Genomic DNA, 16,880 nt, shown 5'->3' on the forward strand with positions numbered 1-16,880 from the left:
TTACCCATGAATTAGAGAGGGAAGCACCATGAACCATCAACCTCAAGAACATAATTCAGTACCTAACTTTTGGTCTACACGTTATGCCATCGGCCTATTCGTGATTGGTGGTGTGGCAGCCTATTTTCTCTTAACCGAGCATTTGGCCCATGTCGTTGGTGTTTTACCCTTTTTACTCCTTTTAGCATGCCCACTCATGCATATTTTTATGCATGGTGGTCATGGACATCACCATCATCAACAGAAAAATCCAGACACATCAGATAATAAAAAATCACGCGAACCAGGAGACCCCTCATGAATCATGCGGAATCGGCCTATGGTCTGTGGTGGCTCGTCATCATAAATTCGGCAATTTTCATTATGTTTGCCTTCAGTTTTTTTAAACCCGCCACAGCACGAGACTGGCGTACTTTTAGCGCTTTCTCTGCTTTCATCATTGCATTGTTTGTCGAGATGTATGGTTTCCCTTTAACCATTTACCTGTTGTCAGGCTGGCTACAAACTCGCTTTCCTGAACTTGATTTGCTGTCGCATAACTCAGGTCACTTATGGTCAACGCTACTGGGTGAAAAGGGTGATCCACATTTTGGCATTCTGCACATCGCGAGTTATATTTTTTTGGGCTATGGTTTCTATTTACTGTCATCAGCATGGAACGTGTTGTACCACGCACAACGTCATCACCAATTGGCAGTAACCGGACCCTATGCGCGCATACGTCACCCCCAATACGTGGCTTTTATCTTGATCTTGCTGGGGTTTTTATTGCAATGGCCAACTTTACTGACACTGATTATGTTTCCAATCTTACTCTTAATGTACAGCCGCTTGGCAATTAAGGAAGAGGCTGAAATGAGTAAACAGTTTGGCGCTGTCTATGACAGCTATGCTCAACAGACTCCGAGATTTATTCCAAAATTCGGCCATAAAACCACTTTTCCATAAGAGAATTATTTATGTCAGATCAAAAAAATCATAACCAGGACCATATGGCACAGGCTACAACAGACGTACTGAAAGACCCAGTCTGTGGTATGACCGTCACTGAAGAATCGAAATACCATGAGGAATTTAAGGGGAAAACTTACTTTTTTTGCAGTGATAAATGTCAATCAAAGTTTCATAGCAGCCCGGTGCAATATATCGCTAAACCCGCAACGACGACTGCCGATGCACATACACAGCATCATCAGACTACTCAATCCGTTAATGATGCAAGCACAACAGGCACGACCATCTATACGTGCCCAATGCATCCAGAAATTAGACAGGATCATCCTGGAAACTGTCCTAAATGCGGAATGACACTGGAACCACTCATTCCCGAGTTAGAGGAAGATGAGAATCCTGAGTTACGTGATTTCCGTCGACGCTTCTGGTGGACACTGCCACTCACCATAGTCGTGACTTTTTTGGCAATGTTTGGCCATCAACTGAACCTGTTCGACATGGCAGTTCAGAGCTGGATTGAATTAGTGTTGTCACTCCCGATTGTACTGTGGGCAGGTTGGCCATTTTTTTCCCGTGGTTGGCAATCGGTTGTGAATCGCAGCCCAAACATGTGGACCCTGATCGGTCTAGGTACAGGGGCTGCTTTTATTTACAGTGTGGTTGCGACCATTGCACCACAAATCTTTCCAGACTCATTTATCTCCATGGGTCGTGTCGCTGTTTACTTTGAAGCTTCAGCGGTCATCATTTCTTTGACCCTACTGGGGCAAATACTGGAATTAAAAGCACGTTCGCAAACTTCTGCTGCAATTAAGTCACTCCTCGGACTTGCTCCTAAAACAGCTCGCCGAATCCTGCCCGATGGAACTGAGGAAGATGTTCCTCTGACTCATGTCCATGTAGGAGATTTACTCCGCATCCGCCCAGGTGAAAAAGTTCCTGTGGATGGTGTAGTCACTGAAGGAAGTAGTTCAGTAGATGAATCAATGCTGACAGGCGAACCTTTACCAATCACTAAACGTGTCGGCGATAAAGTCATTGGCGCTACCCTGAATACCAATGGTTCATTGATCATGCGTTCAGAGAAAATTGGTTCAAGTACCATGTTGTCCCAGATCGTACAGATGGTGGCACAAGCTCAACGCTCGAGAGCACCAATGCAACGTATGGCTGATCAGGTAGCAGGTTGGTTCGTCATGGCTGTAGTGACCATTGCCTTGCTTACCTTCTTTGGATGGGGATTGTTCGGCCCAGAAGAGTCGAGCTGGGTTTATGCATTAATCAATGCTGTGGCAGTACTCATTATTGCCTGTCCTTGTGCACTAGGCTTGGCAACTCCAATGTCTATCATGGTTGCAACGGGTCAAGGTGCTACTCATGGTGTGTTGTTCCGCGATGCAGCAGCCATTGAGAATCTGCGCAAGATTGACACACTAATCATCGATAAAACAGGTACGTTGACCGAAGGACGCCCTGTATTCGATCGTGTGGTTGCCGCATCAGGTTTCGATGAATCTGAAGTATTACGTTTAGCCGCCAGTCTTGATCAAGGCAGTGAACACCCGCTAGCCGAAGCGATTGTAAATGCAGCACACGAACGTGGCCTGTCTCTTGAAACACCAGATAATTTTGAATCAGGCTCAGGGATTGGTGTTCGAGGTCAAGTGGGCGATCGTCAGTTAGCTTTGGGCAACACAGCACTGATGGAGCAATTAGGTATCTCGGTACAATCTCTGATTCCGCAAGCCGAAGAGCTGCGTTCAGAAGGTGCAAGTGTGATGCATCTAGCCATCAATGGTGAATTGGCCGGCCTGCTTGCAGTATCCGATCCCATCAAAAAAAGTACCCCTGAAGCACTTGCCACCCTGAAGGAAGCTGGACTACGTATCGTGATGGCAACAGGAGATGGTCTCACCACTGCCCGTTCAGTCGCAGCACGTCTGGGTATTGATGAGGTACATGGTGAAGTTAAACCCGCAGATAAACTAGAACTGGTCAGCAAATTGCAGAAGGAAGGTCGCATCGTGGCAATGGCCGGCGATGGAATCAATGATGCACCAGCACTAGCCAAGGCTGATGTCGGTATCGCTATGGGGACCGGAACTGATGTCGCAATGAATAGTGCTCAAGTTACGCTGGTCAAGGGGGATTTACGCGGTATCGCGGTTGCCCGTTCCCTTTCGGAAGCTACTGTTGGCAACATGAAACAGAACCTCATGTTTGCTTTCCTTTACAATGCCTTGGGTATCCCAATCGCAGCTGGCGTACTCTATCCATTTACCGGTTGGTTATTGTCACCCATGATTGCGGCCTTGGCGATGAGTTTTAGTTCAGCTTCAGTCATCACGAATGCCCTTCGCCTGCGAAATAAAAAGTTATGATAGAGAGTTCTTTTCTTCCACCAGATGTACCAGGTCTTATTGCAGCACTTGCCATCGGCCTGCTCATTGGTTTAGAACGAGGATGGCACGATCGTGAATTGCCCGAGGGCAGCCGAGTAGCAGGCCTACGTACCTTCACATTGACAGGATTGCTCGGAGGAGTGCTCGGTCATTTACAACCAAACTTCGGGCCTTGGCCGCTGGTCGCGGCCGTATTAGGGCTTTCCTTATTATTAACAGTGTCCTACGCGCGTACCGCAAAACTTTCCGGTAATCTAAGCGCTACCACGACGATCGCGATGCTGTTGACATTAGTTTTAGGTGCATATGCATCCCATGGTAATGTTACTTTAGCATTAACCGCGGCTGTAATCGTCGCTGTATTTTTGGATCTCAAGCCAACCTTACACGGTTGGCTACGCTTGATCGAACATCGTGAATTAACCGCATCCCTGCAGTTGCTGGTACTTTCTGTCGTTATATTACCCTACTTACCCAATACGGGTCTGGGACCTTTTGCTGCATTAAATCCTTACCAGTTATGGTGGGCAGTGATCCTGATTGCCGGACTCTCTCTGGCAGGTCATTTTGCCATGCGGCTTACCGGTTCAGAAAGAGGCATATTCTGGACAGGTCTATTGGGTGGTTTGGCATCTTCTACAGCTGCAACTGTCGCACTGGCACGCTATACACGCCAGCACCCCGTCATGGTCAGTGCTGCTATTTCTGGAACATTGGCTGCCTGTGGCATCATGTTTTTTCGTATGGTTGTGCTGATAGGCGTCATTGAGCCAGCATTGCTAAGCACTTTTGGTGGTGCAATGATGATTGCGGGAATCCTTCTGCTGGGTATGGCATTGTGGAGACAACGCCAAATTACCAGCGCTGAAAACAACGATCGAACAATAGAAGCAATGGCTCCTTTTGATCTTGGGACAGCATTCAGCTTCGCTGCTTTCCTGGCTGTCATGGCAGTCTTGGTCCCGGCAGCAAAACAATGGTTGGGCACCAGCGGCATCTTCGTATTATCGACTATTTCTGGGCTAGCAGACGTAGATGCTATTTTAGTCTCACTTGCCCGCCTGCATAGTACTGAAGGCTTAACAACAAATGTGGCTGCTGTCGCGCTAGGGCTGGCCACACTGAGCAACATGTTAAGCAAAGCGACAATTGCATGGATGACAGGGGGGGCACAGTTTGGCCGAGCTATCATATTTGGCTACACAATTGCCATGATAGGTGCTGGCGTAGCTCTGGCTCTCAGTTTGAGCTTTATGTAAGGTCAACTCGGGTAAATGGAAGATGTTCAAAAAATGAGTTAAAATGATTCCCCTTGCATGGATTCACTTTGAAAAACAATGGTAAAAATGATTCGACCATTGAGGGATTCAGCCTGGATGGTCGCCCCAAGCATATCAAGAATAGATTTTGTTATCGCGAGCCCTAAGCCGGTTCCTTCTTCTGTTCTTTGTCTAGATGCATCTGTTCGATAAAATCGATCAAATAACCTGGATAGTTGTTCAGGAGAGATTTCAGGGCCTTCATTTTCAATTGAAAATATTGTGTTATCTAAATTCTGTTGAAGTTTTATGCGTATTGTAGAATTCTTATTTCCATATTTAACTGCATTAGATAATAGATTGCTGAGTGCTCGACGTAACATAGCAGGATCACCTTTGACATTTCCAGATCCTGTTTGTTGAAGCGTCATATTTTTTTCGGCAGCTAGCGCATCATAGAAATCAAATAAGGCTGTAACTTCTTTAACCAGGTCAATATTCTGTAAGTTCTGTAATTTTAGGCCATGTTCTGCTTTTGCCAAGAAAAGCATATCGGATACCATTCGAGCCAAACGTTCTAATTCTTCTAAATTAGAAAATAGTACTTCTTGATAGGTACTGGTATCTCGTTTACGGGCAAGACATACTTGAGTTTGAGTCATTAAGTTATTAATCGGTGTTCTAATTTCATGCGCTAAATCAGATGAAAAATCGGAAAGCCTTTCTAAAGCTGATTCTAGTCTGTCGAGCATATCATTGAAGGCAATTGCTAATGATTTTAGTTCTGTTGGTGTGTGCTCAACTTCTAAACGTTCTGAAAGATGTTGGGCAGAAATGCCTTCTGCGACCTTAGCCATTTTTTGCACGGGTCTTAAACCTCTCCAGGTTGCAAACCAACCTAAAAACATTAAACAAATCGTACCGGCTAAACCAATGTAAAAAAGTTGACGCTTAAAATCATTTAAAAAATGTAGATGTTCAGATGTATCTATCCCCACAATAATGCGTACAGATTGTATTTCAGTATTTTTGTTTATATCCGTGTTGTAGATCATGCCACGATAGGTCTTATTCTTAATTTTCCATTTAATCCAAGGGTTATTTGCTGACTTGATTAACTGTTGAGTATTAATGATTGAAGATGCTGAACTAAATAAAATCTGACCTGCCGGTCGTTCTATTTGGACCATAAGATCATGGTGTCCAACTAAAGCATCTTTCAAATATAGATCAAGTTCTGGAGAATTTTTAGGATGCTGTTGGAGAAGATTCTGAATAAGCTGGATTTTACCTTCTAATTGGGTACGATCTTGCGTTTCAAAATGATGCATCACTAATTTATGGATGAAAAACCCCATCATAATGAGAATGCATATAGTCGATAATGAGAAAATAATACCAATACGAAAACTGATAGATTTGAATAATTTATTATTCATCTTCTACCTCTAATACATACCCCATTCCTCGAATATTCTGAATTAACTTAGGGGTAAAATTACTATCTACTTTATTTCTTAATCGTTTAATAGCGACTTCAACTACATTTGTATCACTATCAAAGTTCATATCCCAAATTTGAGATGCAATAAGTGCTCTTGGTAGAATTTCACCTCTTCTACGCATAAAAAGCTCCATAAGCGCAAATTCTTTAGCCGTCAGATCAATGCGTTGACCTGCTCGTGTTACCCGACGTTTTCTCAAATCAAGTTCTAAATCAGCAATCTTAATAATATTATTATCTTCTCTTTGTTGCCCTCGTCTAAGGAGCGTTTTTATTCGAGCTAGAAGCTCTGCAAAAGCAAAAGGCTTAACTAAATAATCATCAGCGCCTAGCTCTAATCCTTTTACTCGATCTTCGATTTGATCTCGGGCGGTAAGAAAAAGAATGGGCATTGTTTTACCGCTGCTACGAATATCATTGATAATATTCCAACCATTTAGTCCAGGTAACATCACGTCTAAAATAATTAAGTCATACTCTTCAGAAAGAGCTTGATGTTTACCCGTTAACCCATCTGTAACCCAGTCCGTAATATAGCCAGCTTCGGATAAACCTTGCTTGAGATAATCACCAGTTTTTTGTTCATCTTCAACTAATAGTATTCTCATCTCAGAATCCTAAGTTATTCATTAAAACTATAATAACGTTATAAAACATCTGATCGAGATAGATTACAAAAATGTCATTTTCAAGTCACTTAGATGTTCAGTGCTTCACTTTAGTGTAGTAGCAAGAAATTAACTTTTAGAGAAACTTATGAAAACTGTAGTGCGTCGTAGTCTAACAATTTTAATGTGTGCTGGAACTTTAATTGCTGGTACTCAATCTTGGGCAAAAGATGTATCAACCTCAAGTGCCACTAAAACGGTAAAAGCACAGGAACCTTGTACAAAACCTTGTAAAATGGAAAAAGATGACAAGACTCAGCAAGATCATAGTCAACATCAGTCTCCTAACTCATCTGACATGTCAAAAATGGATCATTCTATGATGAATATGGACCATTCTAAAATGGATCATTCAAAGATGAATATGCCTAGTAGCAATAAATAATTTTATAAATAGCGAGAAAGAAGTATTAAAGTTTATACTAAATATTTGCTTTATTACTTCAACCTTGACCTTTCTAAAGGTGAGATAGAATGTCAAAAAATCTAAAGGTGAGAGGCTTTGTTGCACAAACCTATCTGTAAAGGCTTTTTCAGCGATATAATTTTCAAATGAAGAAGCCTACACACAAAATCTACCGCACAACCAATTGGCCCGCATATAACCGAGCACTCATGAGTCGCGGAAATATTGCCATTTGGTTTGATCCTGCTACGCAATGGTATGCTCCATCAAAAGGCAAACAAGGGCGAAATCAAACCTACTCCGACGCAGCTATCCAATGCTGCTTAATGATTAAATCCTTATTCCGTCTATCTTTACGTATGGTCACTGGCTTTGTGCAAAGTCTGATTAAACTTTGCGGATTAAATTGGACCGCACCAGATTACAGTACGCTTTGTAGAAGACAAAAGCATATTGATATTGCAATCAGCTACCAAAAAAGTAGCGATGGGCTGCATCTACTCGTAGACTCTACAGGCATGAAGTTTCTAGGTGAGGGCGAATGGAAACGCAAGAAACATGGAGCTGAATATCGTCGCCAATGGCGTAAACTACATATTGGTATAGATGCCAAAACCCTACAAATACGCGCTATTCAGCTCACAACCAATAATGTCAGTGATTCACAGGTGCTTGGTGATTTACTTAATCAGATTCCACAAGATGAGCAGATTGACTCTGTTTATACCGATGGAGCTTATGACACCAAGCAATGCCGTCAGGTCATTGCAGATCGGCAAGCACATGCGGTGATTCCACCTAGAAAAAATGCGAAACCATGGAAAGATACAAAGAGTAGCTCGCTAGAGCGAAATGAATTACTTCGAACAGTTAAACGTTTAGGCAGGACATTATGGAAAAAATGGTCAGGCTATCATCGGCGCAGTTTGGTGGAAACCAAGATGCATTGCATCAAATTATTAGGCGATAAATTAATGGCAAGAAGCTTTCCTAGTCAGGTGAATGAAATTCATGCACGTGTAGCAGTCCTCAACAGATTTACGGAATTAGGTCGACCACTTACCCAAGTTACGCCTTAAATTTGGCTCAATTAGGGGCGCTTTGCATTTCAAATCTTTGTGCAACAAAGCCACCTGGAATTATGGATGGTGTACCTGGATTTAACAAATTTAATGGCATTGCCCCTAATAAAACTTATGAATATAAGTTTAAAGTCCGCCAAAATGGTACTTATTGGTATCATTCACATAGTAAAGGACAAGAACAAGACGGTTTATATGGTGCTTTTGTTATTTATCCTAAAGATAAAACTCCACTAACAGCTGCTGAAAAAACCGATAAAGATTACGTTGTTTTGCTTTCTGATTTTCATAATTCGACAAGTGATCAAATTATGAAAAATATTAAAAAAGAAGCAGATTACTATCAGAACCGCCGCGAAACAGTATTCGATGTATTAAAACAAGTTAAACGTGATGGGCTAAAAGCGACTTGGCAAGACCGTTCTATGTGGAATCAGATGCGAATGCTGAAAACAGATATGTCCGATGTGACTGGTTATACATTTTTAATGAATGGCAAAACACCTCAGCAAAACTGGACCGGTAACTTCAAAGCTGGTGAAAAAGTTCGCCTTCGTTTTATTAATGCTTCCGCTATGTCATTCTTTGATGTACGCATTCCAAACCTAAAAATGACTGTAGTCAGTGCTGATGGTCAACCTGTAAAGCCGGTTCCTGTAGATGAGTTCCGTATTGGTACTGCTGAAACCTATGATGTCATTGTGGAACCAAAACAAGCACATTACCAAATTGAAGCTGAATCTATTGATCGTACCGGTTTTTCAGTGGGAACATTACATGAAGAAAGCAGCCCAGCAGTCAAACAAATTGAGATGCCTAAGCCTCGTCCTCGTTCTTTATTGACTATGGAAGATATGGGAATGAATCATGATATGTCATCTATGAAAGATATGGATCACGATATGTCTTCTATGAAAGGTATGGATCATGATATGTCTTCTATGAAAGGCATGAATCACGATATGTCTTCTATGAAAGGTATGGATCATGATATGTCTTCTATGAAAGATATGAATCATGATATGTCTTCTATGAAAGGCATGAATCACGATATGTCTTCTATGAAAGGCATGAATCACGATATGTCTTCTATGAAAGGTATGGATCATGATATGTCTTCTATGAAAGGTATGGATCATGATATGCCGATGAATAGCGCTACTGTTAAGGCGGCTTCAGACAAGAATGATAATACCGTATTTGGATGGGCAAATGCTTCAACACCTGAAGGTAATAAAGCATTGCAATATAGTGATTTGCAATCGTTAGATCCTCAAAAAGACACTCGTGCAGCTGAACGTGAAATAGAGATCCGTCTTGGTGGAAACATGGAGCGTTATATTTGGACAATAAATGGTAAAAAATTTAATGAAGCCGACCCACTAGTGGTGAAGTATGGTGAACGTATTCGCTTAAAATTTGTCAATGACAGTATGATGGCTCACCCAATGCACTTACATGGCATGTTTATGCAGCTTGAGAATGGTCAGGATCCAAGCAATATGCCAAACAAACATACGGTAATTGTTCCACCTGGGAAAACGATAACCACTCTACTCACAGCTGATGAGTTAGGTGAGTGGGCTATTCATTGTCACCTGCTTTACCATATGAGTGCAGGAATGATGAATAAACTCATTGTAGCTCAAGTGGAAGATGGTAATTCTACAAAGACTGTTCCTCAGTCCCAAGTAAATGAGAAGGGAGTAAATCCACATGCAAATCACTAAGAATTTCTTCTCAAAAACAGTCTTATCAATTGCATTAATAAGTATATCAAACTTAACTTTTGCTAATAGCAGCACTTCGGAACAAGAAAGTAATATTACAAATGGTATGAGAGTCTTATTACAGGAGTCTGGCGGCTTAAGATATAGCCCCCAAGAATTGTATCCAGAATATTATTCAATGGAAAATGCAAATGGGGGAGATAATATTATTTTGACTGCAAGAAAGACATCAGACGGATCTCACGATGATCATCTTAAAGAACATGGCGGACAAATTTATCAAGTAACAAGACTTGAAAATGCATGGATGGTTGATGAAGACGGTAAGGGCAACCTAGGAACAAAGCTTGAAACTTTGATTGGAACAGATGAAAATCGTCTATTTATTGAAGCCAATTCGGAAAAGTCAGAAAGTAATGATCCAAAATATGCTGTATCAGCACTTTATAGCCGTAACGTAGCCCCATTTTGGGATATACAAGCTGGTGTAAGATATAGCGAAGATAAAAATAGCAGCAACAGTGATCGAGTTGATGGTGTTATTGGTGTATTAGGATTAGCTCCTTATTTCTTTGAAACACAAGCATATCTTTATGGCGGTGAGAATAATTTTTGGGGAGCAAGTTTTGAATTAGAACGTGATTTGCTTTTAACTCAGAAACTTATTACTCAACCTTATATCGAAGCAGATGTAATATTTAGCGATGATTCTAACTATGCTGCAAAATCAGGTTTATCAGAACTTAAAACTGGTATCAAAACCCGATATGAGATTACTAAGCGAATTAAACCTTTCATTGATGTTGCTTACCAATATGAAAAAGGACAGAAAGCCACTTCTATGCAAGAGGCAACAGAGTCTGAAAAGGGATGGAAATATGGTGCAGGTATCGAATTAGTTTTTTAAAATAATATGACTTGGAATCATGAATGGTAGCTTCGGCTACTATTCATGAAATTGTTGTCATTTCCTTTCGAATCTGTAAAACTAAAAAAGCTTAAATTTTGGTCTTATCTCTATGCAGTGGTTAAAAACATGCCTATCGCTGTTTTTATCGTTTGCTATCCTTTTAGTAGGATCGGCTGCTGCTGCTTCGTCTGTACATAAGCGGTGTTTAATGCCATCTGAACAGATGAAATCCATGCAAATGGAAGCATCTCAAAACCAGGATATGATGCATACCGACTGTATGAAAGTTGAAGCAAAGGTCAAAAAAAGGCACTGTTGCAAATAGAGATTTGAGTCGATGAAGTTCCTTTTTAAAAGTGCTTAGAGACCGAAAACCCTGTTGATTAGACACACTTCACCTTGAGGCTGACCATAATAAAATGACGATGCTTGTCCTTTACGTAGTGCACGCATGACTTCAATACCTTTAATTGTGGCATAAGCCGTCTTCATAGATTTGAATCCTAATGTGGCCCTGATGATCCGCTTTAACTTACCATGATCACATTCAATGACATTATTTTTATACTTAATCTGCCTGTGCTCAATATCTACTGGACATTTTCCTTCTCGCTTTAACCGTGATAAAGCATGGCCATAGGTCGCTGCTTCATCTGTATTGATGACCCGTGGAATTTGCCATTTTTTCACCGTATTGAAGATCTTTCCTAGAAAACTATAGGCTGATTTACTGTTCCGTCTAGCGGAAAGGTAAAAGTCAATCGTATGACCCCGTTGATCAACTGCACGATACAGGTAAGTCCATCGCCCCTTCACTTTGATATAAGTCTCATCCATATGCCATGAATGTAAATCTGTAGGATTACGCCAATACCAGCGTAACCGTTTTTCCATTTCTGGAGCATAACGCTGAACCCAACGATAAATTGTACTGTGATCCACATTTATGCCTCGTTCAGCGAGCATTTCTTGAAGTTCACGATAGCTGATGCCATATTTACAATACCAACGAACAGCCCAAAGAATGATTTCACCTTGAAAGTGCCGACCGTGGAAGGGATTCATCTGCTGTATCTCGAAATAAATAAGATATTTAGCTTATCATGTCAGCCTATTTGCAACAGTGCCAATTATATTGAGTTGTAAATATTTGAAATTCCGTTAAGATATTTTGGATTAAATTCTATTCCTAGATAGCATTCGTGTTGACTCATCTCTCCAAAAAACTTTGGTTTTGTTTTCTTATGGTTTTTGCCATAGGATGGAGTAGTGTGTCTGTTGCATCAGTAAAGATAATGCATATCAATATGCAAACTGAAATGAGCCAAGATCATTGTTTAGATCAAGCACAGCAAGTCACTCAACATGGTATTAATCACGAAGTACAGACGAATACCGATTGCCATAATCATTTAGCTCTTAATCAGAATATAGATCACAAAAAGTGTCAGGAATGTTCTAGCTTATCCTGCCAGACACAGATCTCATGTCTTCATTCTTTGCAAAGCTCGCTAGATCCCCTAGATACCTTCTATTCTATAGATCAGCCTAATTTTTATTATCCCAACCAATATCTAAATGGGTATTGGCAAGAAATTTCACGTCCTCCTAAAACTTAACCAATTTTTTTAAAATTTATTTATTTTTCAAAAATTAAGGTTAAGTTATGTCTCATAAAATTAGTTCGTACCTATTAGCAGGTATTTGTTTTGCATCGTCGCCTTTGGTTTTTGCCGAAGTGCGTGAATATCAGCTTGTTATTGATGAAGCAGTGGTCAGCCCAACTGGAAAGCCTGTAAAGCGCATTACCGTAAATGGTCAATTTCCTGCGCCTTTGCTTGAGTTTGAAGAGGGTGATGAAGCCATCATTCGCGTGAAAAATAATTTAAAAAACCAAGATTCTTCTATTCATTGGCACGGACTGTTGTTGCCGGGCATTATGGATGGTGTACCGGGATTTAATGGTTTTAACGGTATTAAGCCTCAAAGCGAGTATGTTTATAAATTCAAGATTCGCCAAAGCGGGACTTATTGGTATCACGCTCATTCTAAAGGACAGGAACAGGACGGCTTATATGGTTCTTTTGTGATTTATCCAAAAGGTAAAACACCATTGGCAGCACATGAAAAAGCTGAACGTGACTATGTGGTGATGTTGTCAGATTTTCATGAAAAAACCAGTGATCAAATTCAGAAAGATCTTAAAATTTCAGCTGAATATTATCAAGATCAGCGTGAAACCTTGGGTGATGTTTGGAAGCAGGTTAAACGTGATGGCATAAAAGCGACATGGTCTGACCGCAAAATGTGGAATCAGATGCGTATGCTAAAAACCGACATGTCGGATGTTACAGGTTATACCTTCCTCATTAATGGCAAAACACCTGAACAAAATTGGACAGGAATGTTTAAACCGAATGAAAAAATTCGCCTACGTTTTGTGAATGCATCTGCGATGTCTTTCTACGATGTCCGTATTCCTAACTTGAAAATGACTGTGGTCAGTGCTGATGGTCAGCCTGTAAAACCTGTTGCTGTGGATGAGTTTCGTATTGGCACAGCTGAAACTTATGATGTGATTGTGGAGCCAAAAGGTGGACATTATCAAATTGAAGCTGAGTCAATTGACCGTTCAGGTTATGCGATTGGTACACTGCACAATGAACTAAATCCTATGACACATGGCATTCATATGCCTGCACCACGTCCACGCTCACTTTTGACCATGGAAGATATGGGACATGGTGACGGTGATCATGCAGGAATGGATCATTCGAAAATGAACCACGGCAATATGCAAGGCATGGATCACTCGAAAATGGATCATTCAAAAATGAACCATGGCGATATGCAAGGCATGGATCACTCGAAAATGGATCATTCACAGCATGGCACAGCAAAACCACAAGAAAATGATCAAGTGGTTTATGGTTGGGCAAATGCATCTACACCTGCGGGCAATAAAGCCTTGCAATATAGTGATTTAAAATCTTTAGAACCGCAAAAAGATACTCGTGAAGCTAGCAGTGAATTAGTAGTGCGTTTGGGCGGTACTATGGAGCGTTATATTTGGACGATTAACGGTAAAAAATTCAGCGATGCTGAGCCATTAAAAGTGAAGTATGGCGAGCGTATCCGTATCAAATTTATTAATGACAGTATGATGGCGCACCCCATGCATTTACATGGCATGTTTATGCAGTTGGAGAATGGTCAAGAGTCGGTAGATATGCCGAATAAACACACATTGATTGTACCACCGGGTAAAACAGTGACTGCTTTATTAACTGCGGATGAGTTGGGCGAATGGGCAATCCATTGTCATTTGTTGTATCACATGAGTGCAGGAATGATGAACAAGTTGATCGTGGCAAATGTTAGCGATGAACAAGTGTCTACAACGCCAATTCAAGGTACAAATTCGACTCAAACTCACCAAGTAACTGAGCAAAAAGGAGCTGGACATGCACATCACTAATTTTGTATTTAAAGCGTTTTTTTCTGTTGCGGTATTGAGTTTAACAAGCTTAAGTTTGGCGCACGAAGGGCATCATTCAACTGCTCAGACTGATGGAAAAAATGTACCATCAATGAATCATCAAGCGATGTCTGAGATGGATCATTCACAGCATTCTCCACAAGAGCATGCACAACACATGCAGATGATGGGGAAAATGAATCATGCTGCACATTCAGCACCGATGAACCATCAACATGCAGGTCATCAGCCAATGCATCACAAATCAACAGAGAAACAGCAAGATCAAAAAGTACAGAAAGGAGATCAACATGCGCACCATTAATCTTTTTTCTAAAACTGTTTTAGCAAGCTCTTTGTTGATGGTCAGTGCAGTGAGTTTGGCACATAATGGTGAAGATCATAGTGCGCCTGAAAAAATGACAGTTGCTACATCTTCTAGTCAAAATCAGCCGATGCAAATGGATCGCTCTCAAATGAACCATAGCCAAATGAATCAGGCACAACATCAGGCAACATCTACGGTTAATCATTTACATCATGTACCAGATGCGAATGCTCAGCAGAGTTCGCATTATGATCATCGCTCAGAACACGGTGCGCAAATTTATGCGATTACGACAGTGGACAATAAGTGGCTTGTCAATGAAGATGGCACAGGTGATTTAAAGTCAGAGTTTGAAACCCGTATTGGCACAGATGAAAATAAGGTTTTTATTAAAATTCATGCCGATAAAGAAGAATCGCATGATGCACATTATGATGCCAAACTTTTATATAGCCGTATGATTTCAGACTTTTGGGATGCACAGATTGGTGCACGTTATCGTAGTGAAAAAGTTGAACTCAATGATCATCGCAAAGACACCGAAGAAAATGTTGATGCGGTGATTGGCTTACATGGTATGGCGCCATATTTCTTTGAAACTGATGCTTATCTCTATGCGGGAGAAGACAATTATGCGGGCTTTAGCCTAGAAACGGAACGTGATTTTCTGATTACGCAAAAGTTGATTATTCAACCTTATTTAGAGTTGGATGCTATCTTTAGTGATGACTCTAAATATGCGAAAAAAACTGGTTTAAGCAGTGCAACCGCAGGGTTTGAAACTCGCTATGAAATCAGTAAAAAGATCATGCCGTATATCGACATTGCCTATGAGTATTCAAAAGGTAATGATGAAACGTCGTGGCAAATAGAATCAAACTCTGAGAAAGGTTGGTTATATGGAGCTGGTGTTAGATTTAGATTTTAATTAATTTAATGATTACTAAATAGCTTTATTTAAATAAAACTCTAGCTTAATGTGGCCGGAAGCAAAATGTTAACTTATTTTGCTTCCTTCCATTTAACATAATGGCTGTTATGCGAAGTCGACTTGTAATGCAATTTGCATTACAATATTCCTAGTACATTAAATACTTGGGAAATATGATGGCTACTGTTAACTTCAGGATCGATGAAGCCCTTAAAGAAAAATCTTATTCAATCCTTAAAGAGCAAGGTATTGCACCTACGGATTTCTTCACTAGTATTCTTGAGTATGTTGCTACGACTGGGAAACTGCCTGTCAAAAAAGCTTTGCTTTCAGAAGAAGATGAAGAATTATTAGCTCTTGTTCGTAAGCGCATTAATGATCCTAAAGAGATGTTTGAGGAAGTCACATTAGATGACTTATAAGCTTTTACGTCACAAGGACTTTACAGCAGAATGGGAAAAACTCCCTGTTGCTATACGAGATCAATTTAAAAAGAAACTAGCCAAAGTCATAGAGCAGCCACATATTCCAAAGAATATGCTTAGAGGCGATCTTGCAGGTTGCTATAAAATCAAATTATTAAAAGCTGGTGTCCGACTTGTCTATCAAGTTAAAGATGATCAGGTAGTTATCCTGCTCATTACCGTCGGAAAACGAGCTGATAGCATAGTTTATGACGAAGCGAAAAAGCGAATTAAAGACTAAAAATGGGAGCTTAAAGCTCCCATTTTTGGCTTCGTATAAGGTGTATTATGTTAATTTTAGGAAAGGCTCTAAGACTAGCAGAATGATTATGTTAGTCTAGAGCCATATAATTAACATTATTGAAGTATTTTACATGGCAATTTTTCGACATTCTTCTGCACACTGACGGCAAGCCTCAGCACATTTTTTACAATGATCATGTGAATGTTTTTCACACTCTTCCGCACAATATTCACAGATCTTAGCACAAAGCTCACAAATCTCTTTGAGGAAAGGTGAGTTATGTTGTTGCATACGCACACATAACTGACAAATATCTGCACATTCTAGACAACGTTGAATACATTCACGCATCATCTCTAAATCTTTTTCTTTTAAACAAGAAGTTGCACATTCAGTACAAATAAGTGAACAGTTTGTACATGCAGAAATACACTCTGAAAATTTCGTATTAATCATTTTTTACTCTCAATTTATATAATCAAAGAAATAATTAAAACATAATTTTTTTCTACTAATTATT

At 40.4% G+C, this 16,880-nt stretch carries 17 protein-coding genes and 1 pseudogene; 14 read left to right on the forward strand and 4 right to left on the reverse strand.

All coding sequences use genetic code 11. The features are described 5' to 3' along the window. Window positions 1–28 precede the first annotated feature (28 nt). Genes PYW33_RS16240 through PYW33_RS16255 form a run of 4 tightly spaced genes read left to right on the forward strand, consistent with a single transcriptional unit; the run spans window position 29 to window position 4,615 of the window. The gene (locus PYW33_RS16240; protein WP_004755892.1) at window positions 29–301 is read left to right on the forward strand and encodes a DUF2933 domain-containing protein; all 273 of its coding nucleotides are present in this window, start codon (window positions 29–31) and stop codon (window positions 299–301) included. Continuing rightward, a complete protein-coding gene (locus PYW33_RS16245) occupies window positions 298–948 on the forward strand; it encodes a methyltransferase family protein (protein ID WP_004681447.1) in 651 nt (216 codons plus the stop codon). The genes PYW33_RS16240 and PYW33_RS16245 overlap by 4 nt, the downstream gene beginning before the upstream one ends. An 11-nt stretch (window positions 949–959) precedes the next feature. Next, window positions 960–3,335: a heavy metal translocating P-type ATPase gene (locus tag PYW33_RS16250; RefSeq protein WP_023278710.1), complete on the forward strand. Its 2,376-nt coding sequence runs from the start codon at window positions 960–962 to the stop codon at window positions 3,333–3,335. Beyond that, entirely contained in the window at window positions 3,332–4,615 is a 1,284-nt protein-coding gene (locus PYW33_RS16255; RefSeq protein ID WP_004663995.1) for an MgtC/SapB family protein, read from the forward strand. The genes PYW33_RS16250 and PYW33_RS16255 overlap by 4 nt, the downstream gene beginning before the upstream one ends. A 38-nt stretch (window positions 4,616–4,653) precedes the next feature. On the opposite strand, the gene PYW33_RS16260 is transcribed toward PYW33_RS16255, so the two are convergent. Together PYW33_RS16260 and PYW33_RS16265 are read right to left on the reverse strand one after the other, a co-directional pair. Then, window positions 4,654–6,054, reverse strand: coding sequence for a heavy metal sensor histidine kinase (locus PYW33_RS16260; RefSeq protein WP_005105857.1), 1,401 nt, complete (start codon window positions 6,052–6,054; stop codon window positions 4,654–4,656). Continuing rightward, on the reverse strand, window positions 6,047–6,727 hold the full coding sequence (locus PYW33_RS16265; RefSeq protein ID WP_004679347.1) for a heavy metal response regulator transcription factor: 681 nt from the start codon (window positions 6,725–6,727) through the stop codon (window positions 6,047–6,049). Before PYW33_RS16265 ends, PYW33_RS16260 begins: the two co-directional genes overlap by 8 nt. Window positions 6,728–6,875: 148 nt before the next feature. On the opposite strand from PYW33_RS16265, the gene PYW33_RS16270 reads away from it, so the two are divergent. The 5 genes and pseudogenes from PYW33_RS16270 to PYW33_RS16290 form a co-directional block, all read left to right on the forward strand. Beyond that, window positions 6,876–7,172 (forward strand): hypothetical protein, encoded by a 297-nt coding sequence (locus PYW33_RS16270; RefSeq protein WP_004281865.1) that lies wholly within the window; start codon window positions 6,876–6,878, stop codon window positions 7,170–7,172. A 167-nt stretch (window positions 7,173–7,339) separates the two neighbouring features. Next, on the forward strand, window positions 7,340–8,272 hold the full coding sequence (locus PYW33_RS16275) for an IS5-like element IS17 family transposase (protein WP_000743272.1): 933 nt from the start codon (window positions 7,340–7,342) through the stop codon (window positions 8,270–8,272). A gap of 62 nt (window positions 8,273–8,334) precedes the next feature. Continuing rightward, entirely contained in the window at window positions 8,335–10,005 is a 1,671-nt protein-coding gene (locus PYW33_RS16280; protein ID WP_228198469.1) for a multicopper oxidase domain-containing protein, read from the forward strand. Beyond that, window positions 9,992–10,912 (forward strand): copper resistance protein B, encoded by a 921-nt coding sequence (locus PYW33_RS16285; protein ID WP_004733213.1) that lies wholly within the window; start codon window positions 9,992–9,994, stop codon window positions 10,910–10,912. Before PYW33_RS16280 ends, PYW33_RS16285 begins: the two co-directional genes overlap by 14 nt. A 112-nt stretch (window positions 10,913–11,024) precedes the next feature. Next, a pseudogene (locus tag PYW33_RS16290) lies at window positions 11,025–11,222 on the forward strand (hypothetical protein); the annotation flags it as partial. Window positions 11,223–11,275: 53 nt separating this feature from the next. Here PYW33_RS16290 and PYW33_RS16295 read toward each other — a convergent pair. Further along, a complete protein-coding gene (locus PYW33_RS16295; protein ID WP_023278713.1) occupies window positions 11,276–11,980 on the reverse strand; it encodes an IS6-like element IS1008 family transposase in 705 nt (234 codons plus the stop codon). Window positions 11,981–12,581: 601 nt separating this feature from the next. Between PYW33_RS16295 and PYW33_RS16300 the strand changes: the two genes are divergently transcribed. The 5 genes from PYW33_RS16300 (at window position 12,582) to PYW33_RS16320 (ending at window position 16,357) form a co-directional block, all read left to right on the forward strand. Beyond that, window positions 12,582–14,393, forward strand: coding sequence for a copper resistance system multicopper oxidase (locus PYW33_RS16300; protein WP_004733211.1), 1,812 nt, complete (start codon window positions 12,582–12,584; stop codon window positions 14,391–14,393). Continuing rightward, complete coding sequence (locus PYW33_RS16305) at window positions 14,380–14,718, forward strand: hypothetical protein (RefSeq protein WP_004897649.1); 339 nt, start codon at window positions 14,380–14,382, stop codon at window positions 14,716–14,718. The genes PYW33_RS16300 and PYW33_RS16305 overlap by 14 nt, the downstream gene beginning before the upstream one ends. Then, entirely contained in the window at window positions 14,705–15,649 is a 945-nt protein-coding gene (locus tag PYW33_RS16310) for a copper resistance protein B (protein ID WP_004668309.1), read from the forward strand. The genes PYW33_RS16305 and PYW33_RS16310 overlap by 14 nt, the downstream gene beginning before the upstream one ends. A 179-nt stretch (window positions 15,650–15,828) precedes the next feature. Further along, window positions 15,829–16,074: a type II toxin-antitoxin system RelB/DinJ family antitoxin gene (locus tag PYW33_RS16315; protein ID WP_000246755.1), complete on the forward strand. Its 246-nt coding sequence runs from the start codon at window positions 15,829–15,831 to the stop codon at window positions 16,072–16,074. Continuing rightward, on the forward strand, window positions 16,064–16,357 hold the full coding sequence (locus PYW33_RS16320; RefSeq protein WP_000221358.1) for a type II toxin-antitoxin system RelE family toxin: 294 nt from the start codon (window positions 16,064–16,066) through the stop codon (window positions 16,355–16,357). The genes PYW33_RS16315 and PYW33_RS16320 overlap by 11 nt, the downstream gene beginning before the upstream one ends. Window positions 16,358–16,486: 129 nt before the next feature. Here PYW33_RS16320 and PYW33_RS16325 read toward each other — a convergent pair whose 3' ends face one another. Beyond that, a complete protein-coding gene (locus tag PYW33_RS16325; RefSeq protein WP_004733205.1) occupies window positions 16,487–16,816 on the reverse strand; it encodes a four-helix bundle copper-binding protein in 330 nt (109 codons plus the stop codon). Between the last annotated feature and the right edge of the window lie 64 nt (window positions 16,817–16,880).

The sequence above is a fragment of the Acinetobacter lwoffii genome (assembly GCF_029024105.1).
Taxonomy (GTDB): domain Bacteria; phylum Pseudomonadota; class Gammaproteobacteria; order Pseudomonadales; family Moraxellaceae; genus Acinetobacter; species Acinetobacter lwoffii.